Here is a 12253-nt window from a genome sequence, read left to right as displayed (position 1 = left end):
CCGGTCAGGAGAGCTTCCGGTCAGAAGGGTGGGGTCTCGGCCTCCCACCACACCCGACGGTCCTCCGCGCGATCGGCGGCGGCCCCGCCGGCACGCTCCTGCGCCTGCTCCCCCTCCTCCTGCTCCCCCTCTTCCTGCTCCGCGCGCTCCTGGGCGTGCGCCGCCCGGCGCGTGCGCTCGGCGTCGTGCGCCGCGACGTCCTGCCGCGGGTAGCGCTCGCCCGCCGCACCCGCCGGGCGCGGCGGGCGCCCGTCCACGGCGCGGGACCCGCGGACGTCGTCGTCCCTGCGCCCCGGCGGTGAGGGCAGCACGGGTGAGGGCAGCAGAGGCGTCGCGGGCACGTCGTGGACCAGGCCCAGGGGCGAGGTCCAGCGCGTGCCGGTGTCCCGCGGGTCGTCGGTGACGGGCCTCGGCTGCCAGCCGAGGTGGTGCTTGGCACGGTGGTGGCGCCGGCAGCGGGGCCGCAGGTTGGTCTCGCACGTGGTGCCCCCGGCCGACCAGGCGACCTGGTGGTCGAGGTCGCACAGCGTCGCGGGTCGGCGGCAGCCCGGCGCGTCGCACGTCGGGACGCGGGCGCGCACGAACCGCACCACGTCCGGCCGTGGTCGGTAGGCCCCGCCGTTCTCCGCGGTCGGGCACCCGGGGTGGGTCGGGGGCGGCGTCCGACGTCGGTCTGCGTGGTCGACCCGGGAGCCGCCGCCTGCGGCCCTCCTCCTGCGGGAGCGGTCGGCCTCGGCGAGGGTCGGCTCACGTCGGCGTCGCCTCCGCCGACTCCCTCGACGACCGACCTCCGGGTCGGGGCCCCCGCCGTCGTCGTCCCGCTCCCATCGCCTCAGGTGACCGTCGAGGCCGAGGACCGTGCCCGTCCAGGGGTCGGTGAGCACCCGCCGGTAGGGCGACCCGGCGGCGAGCAGCTCCCGGACGGCCTCCACCGGCACCGGGCCGTGCCCCGCGAGCGCGGCCGGCTCGTCGTCCAGACCGGCCAGCGAGGTGAGGGCGACGACGACCTGCGGTCCCGCCGGCGCAGCGCGTCGGCGCGGACCAGGTACGGCGGTCCCTGCGCCCGCAGGGCCCGGGTCGCGCGGGTCGTGGTCCTCCTCACCGGTGCGCGAGGCCGCCGGCACGTCGTCGGGACCTCCCGACCTCAGCACCAGGTCGACCAGGGCGTCGAAGCGGCGCGCGTCCGCCGAGCGGCGGTCCGGCAGCCCGTCGCCCTCCGCCCGCAACGGGTCGAGCCCGGCCGCCGTCGCCCCGTGCGGGTCGTCCCCGCCCGCCCCGCCGAGCCGGGAGCCCGCCATGGTCGTGAGCCGCTCGTGCAGGGCGACGAGGTCGACGGCGGGGCCGGTGGCGCAGAGCTGGGCCATGCCGTCCTCGAGGGGGAAGACCCGCACGCAGCGTTCCCGGGTGGCCTGCCGACGGCGGCGCGCCGCCTCGGCGGAGCCCTGCCGGGCGAGGAGGTAACGGATGCGGGCGGCGAGCTGGGCCGTCGTCAGCGGACCGAGCGCGTCGACGAGGAGCGCGTCGAGGGCCCGCGCCTCCGCCGACGGCAGGTGGGCCGTGCCGCGGACGACGACACGCGCCCGGGCGGCGTCGACGCGTCCGGCCTCCAGGGCCGCCATCGTCGTCGGCAGGTCCGTCGTCAGCGCGAGCGCCTCCTCGACGAGCCGCCCGGCCGCCGTCGCCGTCAGGTGCAGCGCCGCGGCGACCTCCATCTCGCTCGCCTGCTCGGCCGCCCCGACGCCGCCGTACCCGTCGTCGACGGCCAGGTCGCCGGCCGCACCGCCCACCCGGCCCATGAGCTCGACGAGGTGGGCGACCCGGCGCAGCTGCGCGGCGTGCCGGCGGGCGTCCTCGGCCGCCTCCCGCCGCACGGCGTCCACGACGGCGCGGGCCTCCCGCCGGGCGAGCGGCAGGTCCTCGGGCGAGAGGTCGCTGACCACCCGGCCCCCACCCCCTTCCGCACCGGTATCGAACGTACGTTCGACCTGTCCTCTGAGCGTAGCGGTGGGGTCCGACAACGACCCGCGACGCCCGGTCGGCTGGCGCAGGACCCCGCCGGCCACGGCGCCGGGCCGGCGTCGGCCGCTGGTCGCCGGCGGCGACGACCCGGCGCCTGCTCCACCGACAGCCCCTCGCGGGTCGTCCCGATGCCCGGGGTGGGACGAGCGCGCCGGCGTCCGCCGGTCCGAGGAGCGCCGTCGGCCGGGTGCTGCTTGCCTGTCCGGATGGAGGCCTTCCGGGAGCTGACGGTGTGGTCGGGGGAGGCGGAGCTGTCCGTGCGCACCGCTGGAGCCGGCCCGACGACGTTCCTGCTGCACGGCTTCCCCCAGACCCACCTCATGTGGCGCGACGTCGCCGTCGGCCTGCTGGCCGACTTCCACGTCGTGCTCATGGACCTGCGCGGCTACGGCGCCAGCAGCTGCCCGGCCTCGAGCGCCGACCACGAGCCCTACTCGAAGCGGGCGATGGCGCGTGACGTGCTGGCCGTGGCCGACGAGCTCGGCGTCGAGCGCTTCGCGGTCGTCGGCCACGACCGCGGGGGCCGAGTCGCCTACCGGGCGGCTCTGGACCACCCCGAGCGCGTCACCGCGGTCGCAGCCCTGGACGTGGTGCCCGTCGAGGCCGCCTGGGAGCACGCCGACGACCGGTTCGCGCTGGCGTTCTGGCCCTGGTCGCTGCTCGCCCAGGAGGCGCCGCTGCCCGAGCGCCTGCTCACCGGCTGCCCCGAGGCGGTGGTCGAGGACGCCTTCGGCGGGCAGTGGGGCACCCCGCCCGACACCTTCGACCCCGCGGTGAGAGCCGCCTACCTGGAGCCGCTGCTGGCCCCCGAGCACGTGCACGCCATCTGCGAGGAGTACCGGGCTGCCGCGTCGATCGACCGTGAGCACGACCGCGCCGACCGGGCCGACCGACGGCGCATCACCTGCCCCCTGCTGGCGTTGTGGAGCGGCGCCGGGCCGGTGGGCTCCTGGTACTCCGACCTCGGCGGCCCCCTCGCGCTGTGGGGCCACGTGGCCGACCGGGTCACCGGGCACGCCGTCGATGGAGGCCACTTCTTCCCCGAGGAGGACCCGGTCGGCACCGCCCGACGACTGAGGACCTTCCGCTCGACCTCGGGTAGGACGCGCCCAGGGCGACCGTGGCACGACACCGTCACGACCCTCGGCACCGAGGCCGTCGAGCGCTCGTCGGGGTGCCCCTCGACGACCAGGAGCCGGACGACCACCGGCGCCGAGACCGGCAGGGGGGTGCGCCCGCTGCCCGACCTGACCCCAGAGAGGGCTCCCCGGGCTCGTCACCTCTCAGTGCTCGTCAGCTCTCAGGGCGCCAGTCCCGCCCACCGCTGCCCCACCCCGCGGAGCACGGCGGTGCGGCGCTCGTCCACCTCGCCGGTCTCCGCCGGGACGTCGGGGGCGACGCGGACGTCGCGGTGCAGGTCGACCTCGAGGCGGTCCCCCGCGAGGTCCTCGACGAGCCCGCGGCCCCACTCGACGACGACGACGGACGCCGCGAGGTCGGTCTCCAGGTCGAGGTCCTCCAGCTCCAGGGCGTCGGCGAGCCGGTAGGCGTCGACGTGGACGAGGGCGGGCCCGCCCGCGAGCGAGGGGTGCACGCGGGAGAGGACGAACGTCGGCGACGTCACCGGCCCGCGGACCCCCAGGCCCTCGCCGATCCCCTGCGTCAGCGTCGTCTTGCCGGCGCCGAGGTCCCCGGACAGCACGAGGAGGTCACCCGCCCGCAGCACCCGCCCGAGCCGCCGGCCCAGGTCGCGGGTCGCCTCCGCGGTGGGGAGCCGGAGCACGTGCTCGACCACCGGGGCGCTCACGCCGTCCCCCCGGCCCCGCCCCCGGCGGCGTCGTCCGGGGCGTCGACGGCACGCCCGCGGTCGTGCGTCACGAGCCGCTCCCCGCGCCGCAGGAGGCCCTCGACGGCCTGCTGGACGACGTCGGGGTGCTCCAGCGGCACGAGGTGGCCCGCCTGCGGGACGACGACGTGCTCGGCGCCGGGCAGCCGGCGCACGATCTCCTCGCTGTGGGAGGGCGGGGTCAGCAGGTCGTCCGCGCCGACGAGGACGAGCACCTCGCCGCCGGCGAGCGCGTCGAGCGCCTCGGCCTTGTCGTGCCGGGCGAAGGCGGGGAAGAAGTCGTCGATGACCTCGATCCGGGTGGCGGCGATCATCCGCGCGGTGAAGTCCACGACGTCCTCGGGCACGTCCGAGGCGAAGGACCAGTGCCGCACGAGCAGCGTCTCCAGGTCGCCGCCGAGGGCCCGGGTCCGCTCGACCAGCGGCGCCCGGCGGCTCAGCAGGCCCAGGGCCGTCGGCGCCACGCGCCGCAGCGCCGGCGCCAGGGCCGCGAGGCCGAAGTCGTTGGCCTCCATGCCGCCCGCGCTCGTGCTGACGAGCGCCGTCGCGACGACGCGCTCGGCGACCAGGTCGGGGTCGCGCGCCGCCAGCGCCATGATCGTCATGCCGCCCATCGAGTGGCCGAGCAGGACGAGCGGCCCCCGTGGGCACGTCGCGGCGAGGACGGCCTCGAGGTCCTCGCCGAGCTGGTCGATCGTCGCGGACCCCACCGGGCCGCGCTCGGAGCGGCCGTGCCCGCGCTGGTCCCACAGCACCAGGCGGTACCGCCCGCGCAGCGCGAGCCGCTGGGTGTGCCAGAAGTCCAGGTTGAGCGCGTAGCCGTGGGACAGGACGACGGTGGGCCGCCCCTGCTCGGCCGCCCGCCGGGCCTCGTCCTCCGGCAGGTCGTCCACCTCGGCGTGCAGCTCGGTGCCGTCCCCCGCCCGCACGACGACCGGACGGCCGCGCAGCGACCCCAGCGGCACCTCCCGCCGCGGCGACCGGTGCCCCGGCAGGACCGGTCGTCCGACGGCGAGCCGCTCGGCGCCGTACCCCAGGACGGCGCCCGCCCCGGCGGCGGCCAGCCCGACGCCGAGCGTCACGAGCCGCAGGCTGCTCACCGTGCCGCCGCCGGGACGCCCTGGTCCGCGAGCGCACCGACGTACCGGCGCGGGACACGGGCGCCGATGCGCGTGACGACCTCGTAGGCGATGGTCCCCGCGGCGTCCGCCCAGTCCTGCGCCGTGGGCCCGCCACCCGCCCCGGTGCCGAAGACCTCGACCTCGTCCCCGGCCCGCACGGCCCGCGCGGCGTCGTCGTCGCCGAGGTCGAGGACCACCTGGTCCATGCACACGCGACCCGCGACGGCGTAGCGGCGGCCGCGGACCTGCACCGGGCCCCCGCCGCTCGCGTGCCGGGGCAGCCCGTCGCCGTAGCCGAGCGGGACGAGCGCGAGGCGCGTCGGCGCCGCGGTCGTGTGCGTGTGCCCGTAGGAGACGCCCTCGCCCGCGCCGACGTGCTTGACCAGGGCCAGGCGAGCACGCAGCGTCATCGCCGGGACGAGGCCCAGCCCGGCGGCGGAGGCCCGCCCCGGCGCCGGCGAGACGCCGTAGACGGCGACGCCGGGACGCACCAGGTCCAGGTGCGTCGCCGGGTGCGCGAGCACGCCGGCGGAGTTCGCCAGGTGCCGCAGCGGCGGGCGGACGCCGGAGCGGGCGGCCACCTCGGCCGCCTCGGCGAGGCGCTCGACCTGCCGTCGGGTCAGGCCGTCCTGCGCCGGGTCGTCCGCCGAGGCGAGGTGCGACCACAGCCCGACGACCTCGAGCGACCCGTCGGCCTGCGCGGTCGCCGCGGCGCGCACGAGGTCCGGCCAGTCGTCCGCCGTCGCGCCCCCGCGGGACAGCCCGGTGTCGACCTTCAGGTGCACCCGGGCGGCGCAGCCCGTGCGGCGGGCCGCGGCGGCGAGCGCCTCGACCGCCCAGGGCGCGGACGCGGAGACGTCGACGTCGGCCGCCACGGCCGCGGTGAGGTCCTGGCCCGGGACGACGAGCCACGCCAGCACCGGCGCGGTGACCCCCGCGGCGCGCAGCGCGAGGCCCTCGGCGAGGTGCGCGACGCCGAGCCAGGTCGCCCCGCCGGACAGCGCCGCGAGCGCCGACGGCACGAGGCCGTGGCCGTACCCGTCGGCCTTGACGACGGCCATGACGTCGGCGCCGCCCGCCCGCTCGCGCAGCACCGAGGTGTTCGCCGCGACGGCGTCGAGGTCGACGACGGCCTCCGCGGGCAGCACGGCGTCGGCGGCGCCCGTGGGGCCCGGCGGCTGGTCGTCCGTCATCGCCGGTCAGTCTCGCACCGGAGGACCTCCGGGGAGGTCCGCCAGCAGCGCGGCGACCACCTCGGGCACGGCGTGCAGCACGGCCTCGGCGTGCAGCGGGCCACCGCCCGAGGCGGCGTGCGCCGCCAGCCCGTGGACCGCGGCGCCGACGGAGCCGGCGTCGACCAGGTCCAGGCCCAGCGCCGCGAGCGCCCCGACGACGCCGGCCAGGACGTCGCCGCTGCCGGCCGTGGCCAGCCAGCCGGTGCCGTCGTCCTGCGCCCGTACCGGCCGGGCCTGCTCCCCGGGCGCGACGACGAGCGTCGTCGACCCCTTGAGCAGGACGACGACGCCCGCGGCGTCCGCGGCCCGGCGCGCGTGCTCCAGCGGGCGCGCCTGCACGTCCCCCCGCGAGCACCCGTGCCCCAGCAGGTCGAGCAGCCGCACGAGCTCGCCGGCGTGCGGGACGACGAGCGTGCCGCCGTCCCCGCGCTCGCCGTCGGCGAGGGCGTGCACCAGCGCGGGCAGCGCGCCGGCGTCGACGACGCACGGGACGTCCTGCGCCAGGGCGTCCCGCACGTGCTCGTCCTGGCCCTCGTCGTCCGGGTCGACGCCCGGCCCGAGCAGCCACGCCTGCACGCGTCCCGCACCGGGGACGACCTCGGGCCAGCGCGCCCGCACGAGGTCGGTCGGCGGGGTCGGCCCGAGGTAGCGGACCATCCCGGCGCCGGCCCGCACGGCCGCGCCGGTGGAGAGCACCGCGGCGCCGGTGTACTGCGCCCCGCCCGCGACGACGCCCAGGACCCCGCGCGAGTACTTGTCGCTCTCCGCGGCGGGCACCGGCCACCGCGCCGCCAGGTCGACGGCCTCCAGCCGCTCCGTCGCGGGCACGCCGAGGTCGTCGGCGCGCAGCCCGACCGGCGCGGGCACGACCCGGCCGGCCAGGGCGGAGGCCGGCGGCAGCAGGAGCGACGGCTTCGCGGTGCCGAGCGCGACGGTGACGTCCGCCCGGACGGCCGGCACGACGCCGTCCACCTCGTCCGGCAGCGCACCGGTGCTCACGTCCGCGCCGCTCGGGACGTCGACGGCGACGACGACGGCCGCCGAGCGGGACGCCGCCGCCGCGAGCGCCGCCGCGGCGTCCCGCAGCCCGGGGCGCCCGCCGGTGCCGAGCAGCCCGTCGAGCAGGACGTCGGCGGCGGCGACGGCCGCCAGACCCCGCTCCCCCGCGCCGTCCTCGACGACCCGTCCCCCGGCCGCCCGCAGCGCCGCGAGGCCGCCGGCGTGGACCCGCTCGGACGTCAGCAGCGCCGTGACGGCCGCGCCGCGACGGGCCAGCAGCGCGCCGGCGTGCAGCGCGTCCCCGCCGTTGGTCCCCGGGCCGACGAGCAGGACGAGGCGCGAGCCGTAGACCCGGCCGGCGCGCCCCCGCAGCTGCTCGCCGACGACCCGCGCGACGGCGGACGAGGCGCGCCCCACCAGCGTCTGCAGCCCCTCGGGCAGGTGCTCCGCGGCCGCCTCCTCCGCGGCGCGGACGGCGGCTGGGGCGTGGGCACGGATCACAGGTCCTCCTCGGCTCGCGGCTGCGGGTCGGCGACATCCTCGCCGTGACCGGCTGCGCCGTCCTGCGCGCGCTCCGCCCCGTGCGCCTCCACCACGACGAACGCCGTGGCGATCCCGCCGTCGTGGCTGAGGGACAGGTGCACGGCGCCGACGCCGAGCGCGGCGGCCCGGGCGGCGACCGTGCCGGCGAGCTCCAGGTGCGGGGCGCCGTGCTCGCCGCTGCGGACGCGGGCGTCGCGCCAGCGCAGCCCCGGCGGCGCGCCGAGCGCCTTGGCGAGGGCCTCCTTCGCGGCGAAGCGCGCCGCGAGCGAGCGCACCGGCAGACCGGCCTCGTCGTCGTCGAAGAGCCTGCGGCGCAACGCGTCCCCGTGGGCACCGTCGCGCGCGAGGACCCGGGCGAACCGTTCGACGTCGACGACGTCGACGCCCACGCCGACGACGCTCACCGATGGGCTCCTGCGCCGCAGCCCCGTCGGCGTCGGCTCACTCGACGGTGACCGACTTGGCGAGGTTGCGCGGCTGGTCGACGTCGAGGCCCTTCGCCCCGGCCAGCTCGGCCGCGAAGACCTGCAGCGGCACCACCGTCAGCAGGGGCATGAGCAGCGGCGGGCACGCCGGGACCCGGATGACCTCCTCCGCGTAGGGCACGACGCCCTCGTCGCCCTCCTCGGCGATGACGAGCGTGCGCGCGCCGCGGGCGCGGATCTCCTGGATGTTGGAGACCACCTTGCCGTGCAGGCCGTGCGGGCTGGCCGGCGGCGGCACCACGACGAAGACGGGCTGGCCGGCCTCGATGAGCGCGATGGGCCCGTGCTTGAGCTCGCCGGCCGCGAAGCCCTCGGCGTGGATGTAGGCGAGCTCCTTCAGCTTGAGCGCCCCCTCCAGGGCCACGGGGTAGCCGACGTGCCGGCCGAGGAAGAGCACCGAGCGGGAGTCCGCCATGAACCGGGCGATCTCGCGGACCCGCTCGAGCCCGTCGAGCACGGTCTGGACCTTCTCCGGCATCGCGTGCAGCTCGTCGAGGACCTCCTTGACGACCTCGGGGGCCGCCGTCCCCTTGAGCGCGCCGAGGTACAGCCCCAGCAGGTAGCACGCGGTGATCTGGGCCAGGAAGGCCTTCGTCGAGGCGACGGCGACCTCCGGCCCGGCGTGCGTGTAGAGCACGGCGTCGGACTCGCGAGGGATCGTCGCGCCGTTGGTGTTGCAGATCGACACGGTCCGGGCGCCGAGCTCGCGCGCGTGCCGCACCGCCATGAGCGTGTCCATCGTCTCGCCGGACTGGGAGATGGAGACGACGAGGGTGCGCTCGTCCACCACGGGGTCGCGGTAGCGGAACTCGTGCGCGTACTCGACCTCGACCGGGATCCGGCACCAGTGCTCGATCGCGTACTTCGCGATCTGACCGGCGTAGGCGGACGTCCCGCACGAGACGACGACGACCTTGTCCACCGCGGCCAGCTCGGCCGGGTCGATCCGGACCTCGTCCAGCACGAGCCGGCCCGCCGCGTCGCTGCGCCCGAGCAGGGTGTCGGCGACGGCCCGGGGCTGCTCGTCGATCTCCTTCGCCATGAAGGACGGGTAGCCGCCCTTCTCGGCGGCCTCGACGTCCCAGTCGACGTGGAACGGCGAGCCCTCGACGGGCTCGCCGTCGAAGGTCGTGATGCTCGCGCCGTCGGCGGTGATGGTGACGACCTCGTCCTGGCCGAGCGCCAGGGCCGAGCGCGTGCGCGAGATGAAGGCGGCCACGTCCGAGCCGAGGAAGGTCTCGCCGTCCCCGAGCCCGACGACGAGCGGCGAGCTGCGGCGGGCCCCCACGACGACGCCCGGCTCGGCGGCCCGGACGGCCAGCAGCGTGAACGCGCCCTCGAGCCGCCGGCAGGTCCGCCGCATCGCCTCGGCGAGGGCGGCGCCGCCGCCGAGGCCCTCCGCCAGGACCTCCCGCAGGCGGGCGGCCAGGACGTGCGCGGCGACCTCGGTGTCGGTCTCGGAGACCAGCTCGGCGCCCGCGGCCTCGAGCTCGGCGCGCAGCACGGCGAAGTTCTCGACGATGCCGTTGTGGATGACCGCGACCTCGTGCCCGCCCTCGCCGGCGACGTGCGGGTGGGCGTTGCCGTCCGTCGGGCCGCCGTGTGTGGCCCAGCGGGTGTGCCCGATGCCCGTGGCCGCCGCCGTCATGGGGGACGCCTCGAGCAGCGCGCGCAGGTTGGCGAGCTTGCCGGCCTTCTTGCGCGTCTCGAGGCCGTCGGCCGTGACGAGCGCGATGCCGGCCGAGTCGTAGCCGCGGTACTCCAGCCGCGCGAGCCCGTCGACGACCACGCCCAGCGCCCTCTCGTCGTCCGGCGCCCCGACGTATCCCACGATCCCGCACATGCGTGCCAGCGTAGGTGCGCGCCCGCCCGGCCCCCGGCCGCCGCGCTGGTCGGCCCGCCGCCCCGCCCCCGCCCCCGCGGCTCGTCGCCGCCCCCGGCCCGCGGCCTGGCAGCATCCACGCCCGTGGCCGCCGACCCCTCCCCCTACGTCGAGCTCGACCGGGACGCCTGGAGCGCGCTGGCGCCGGCGACGCCGCTGCACCTGTCCGAGCAGGACCTGGCGAGCCTGCGCGGCCTCGGCGAGCCCATCGACCTCGCGGAGGTGGAGGAGGTCTACGTCCCCCTCAGCCGCCTCGTGCAGCTGTACGTGGAGGCCGCGCGCGCCCTGCACGCCGCGCGCGCCGGCTTCCTCGGGGAGCGGACGAGCCCGACGACGTTCGTCATCGGCGTCGCCGGCTCGGTGGCCGTGGGCAAGTCGACGACGGCGCGGGTGCTGCGCGAGGTCCTCGCCCGGTGGCCCGGCACCCCGCGGGTCGAGCTCGTGACGACGGACGGGTTCCTGCACCCCAACGCCGAGCTGGAGCGGCGGGGGCTGCTGCAGCGCAAGGGGTTCCCCGAGTCCTACGACCGTCGCGCGCTGCTGCGCTTCGTCCAGGCCGTGAAGTCCGGCGTCGCCGAGGTCCGGGCGCCGCTGTACAGCCACCTCGTCTACGACATCGTCCCCGGCGCCGAGGTCGTCGTCCGGCAGCCCGACGTGCTGCTCGTGGAGGGCCTCAACGTCCTGCAGCCGGCACGGCCGCGCTCCGACGGCCGCCAGGGCCTCGCCGTCGGCGACTTCTTCGACTTCACCATCTACGTCGACGCGCGCACCAGCGACGTCCGCCGCTGGTACGTCGACCGCTTCCTGTCGCTGCGGGAGACGGCGTTCAGCCGCCCGGAGTCCTACTTCCGCCGCTTCGCCGACCTCACCGACGAGCAGGCCGAGGCCCTCGCCGGGCAGATCTGGGGCGCGGTCAACGAGCCGAACCTCGTCGAGAACGTGCTGCCGACGCGGGGGCGCGCCTCGCTCGTGCTGACCAAGGACGCCGACCACACCGTCCGGCGCGTGCGGCTGCGCAAGGTCTGAGGCGGGACCGGCCGCGGGCCTCAGCCCCGGCCGACCGCGGCGCGGACGGCGGCGACGTCCGCCTGCACCTCGTGCAGCTCCTCGACGGGCCGGAAGCCCATCGCCTCGTTGACGGCGACCATCGGGCCGTTGGAGGCGGCGTTCCACGTACGCACGAGGCGCAGCCCCGACGACCAGCCCTGCGCCCGCCCCTCGGCGAGCGCGGCGTCCAGCGTCGCGAGCTTCAGCAGCAGCCCGAGGCGGTGGCCCCGGTGCTCGGGCAGGACGAGCGTGTCCTCCTGCCGCAGCACGTCGGGCTCGTGGTCGCTGCGCTGCAGGACCGAGTAGGCGGCCACCACCCCGTCGTCGCGCCGGGCGAGCGCCGTCCACGTCCGCCGGCCGAGCCTCTCGCCGCGCGCGTGCCGGGCCAGGACCCGGTCGGCGTCGACGTCCTCGGGCCCGACGACGAGGTCGTCCTGCGGCGCCTCCAGGAGCATCCGCGAGGAGAGGGCGGCGACGGCGACGGCGTCCTGCGGCGACGGCGCCCCCCGCAGCACCTCCCACCGGTAGCCGCCGGCGTGCCGCAGCGCGTCCGTCCGCAGCCGGTCGAGGTCCCGCAGCGCCCGCGCGTCCGGTGGCAGGGGCAGCTCCCGGCGCACGTCGGCGACGCCGAGGGTGGCGCCCCACCGGCGCGTCGCCGCGGTGCCCGGCCACGTCGCCGGGTCCTGACCGAGCGGCAGGGCGACCTCGCCGAGGACCCGGGGCCGGCCGAGCCGCTCCGCGACGTCGCAGACCGCACGGGCGAGCGCCGCCCCGACGCCGCGCCCCCGGTGCGCGGGCGGGACGGCGAGGTCGGCGGAGACGAGGTCGAGGTTGTCGCGCAGCGGCACGTCGACGTAGCCGGCGCCGACCACCGCGCCGCCGCCGTCGACGGCGCGCAGGACGCGCATCTCCTCCCACGGCACCGGGTGCGCGAGCTGGAGCCGCGCCTCGGACCGCGGCCACACGGACGCCGTCGGGAGGTCGTGCCGCAGCCCGGCGTCCAGCGCCGCCCACCAGTCGTCGTACCCCGCCGCGAGGCCGGGGTCGTCGCAGGCCGTCTCGAGAACCGTCACGCC

At 77.9% G+C, this 12253-nt stretch carries 8 protein-coding genes and 2 pseudogenes; 2 read left to right on the top strand and 8 right to left on the bottom strand.

What is annotated here, in order from left to right; genetic code table 11:
* Positions 1–20: 20 nt before the first annotated feature.
* On the bottom strand, positions 21–1940 hold the full coding sequence (locus tag WDZ17_RS03660) for a DUF222 domain-containing protein (RefSeq protein ID WP_339573765.1): 1920 nt from the start codon (positions 1938–1940) through the stop codon (positions 21–23).
* A gap of 207 nt (positions 1941–2147) precedes the next feature.
* Here WDZ17_RS03660 and WDZ17_RS03655 point away from each other — a divergent pair.
* A pseudogene (locus WDZ17_RS03655) lies at positions 2148–2642 on the top strand (alpha/beta fold hydrolase); the annotation flags it as partial.
* Between the two features lie 677 nt (positions 2643–3319).
* On the opposite strand, the gene tsaE reads toward WDZ17_RS03655, so the two are convergent.
* From tsaE to glmS, 6 genes and pseudogenes are all read right to left on the bottom strand, one after another.
* Positions 3320–3826, bottom strand: a complete 507-nt coding sequence (gene tsaE, locus WDZ17_RS03650) for a tRNA (adenosine(37)-N6)-threonylcarbamoyltransferase complex ATPase subunit type 1 TsaE (protein ID WP_422631795.1) — start codon at positions 3824–3826, stop codon at positions 3320–3322.
* Positions 3823–4965, bottom strand: a complete 1143-nt coding sequence (locus WDZ17_RS03645; RefSeq protein ID WP_339573764.1) for an alpha/beta fold hydrolase — start codon at positions 4963–4965, stop codon at positions 3823–3825. The genes tsaE and WDZ17_RS03645 overlap by 4 nt, the downstream gene beginning before the upstream one ends.
* The gene (gene alr / locus WDZ17_RS03640) at positions 4962–6179 is read right to left on the bottom strand and encodes an alanine racemase (protein ID WP_339573763.1); all 1218 of its coding nucleotides are present in this window, start codon (positions 6177–6179) and stop codon (positions 4962–4964) included. The genes WDZ17_RS03645 and alr overlap by 4 nt, the downstream gene beginning before the upstream one ends.
* 6 nt (positions 6180–6185) lie before the next feature.
* Positions 6186–7721, bottom strand: coding sequence for an ADP-dependent NAD(P)H-hydrate dehydratase (locus WDZ17_RS03635; protein ID WP_339573762.1), 1536 nt, complete (start codon positions 7719–7721; stop codon positions 6186–6188).
* Positions 7722–7792: 71 nt separating this feature from the next.
* Positions 7793–8167: pseudogene (locus tag WDZ17_RS03630) on the bottom strand (holo-ACP synthase); the annotation flags it as partial.
* A gap of 37 nt (positions 8168–8204) precedes the next feature.
* Entirely contained in the window at positions 8205–10091 is a 1887-nt protein-coding gene (gene glmS / locus WDZ17_RS03625; protein WP_339573760.1) for a glutamine--fructose-6-phosphate transaminase (isomerizing), read from the bottom strand.
* A gap of 123 nt (positions 10092–10214) precedes the next feature.
* Here glmS and coaA point away from each other — a divergent pair, with 123 nt between their 5' ends.
* A complete protein-coding gene (gene coaA, locus WDZ17_RS03620; RefSeq protein WP_339573759.1) occupies positions 10215–11156 on the top strand; it encodes a type I pantothenate kinase in 942 nt (313 codons plus the stop codon).
* A gap of 20 nt (positions 11157–11176) precedes the next feature.
* Here the strand turns inward: coaA and WDZ17_RS03615 are convergent, their stop codons facing one another.
* Positions 11177–12250 (bottom strand): GNAT family N-acetyltransferase, encoded by a 1074-nt coding sequence (locus WDZ17_RS03615; RefSeq protein WP_339573758.1) that lies wholly within the window; start codon positions 12248–12250, stop codon positions 11177–11179.
* Positions 12251–12253 lie beyond the last annotated feature (3 nt).

This window comes from Pseudokineococcus basanitobsidens (assembly GCF_037482545.1).
Taxonomy (GTDB): Bacteria; Actinomycetota; Actinomycetes; order Actinomycetales; family Quadrisphaeraceae; genus Pseudokineococcus; species Pseudokineococcus basanitobsidens.
The sequence above is the reverse complement of the archived record's forward strand: the minus strand, read 5'-3'. Positions and strand labels throughout refer to the sequence as shown.

Bases quoted from the DNA above. Each gene is read 5' to 3' on its own strand.
- alr (WP_339573763.1), bottom strand. From the start codon at position 6,179: ATGACGGACGACCAGCCGCCGGGCCCCACGGGCGCCGCCGACGCCGTG.
- glmS (WP_339573760.1), bottom strand. From the start codon at position 10,091: ATGTGCGGGATCGTGGGATACGTCGGGGCGCCGGACGACGAGAGGGCG.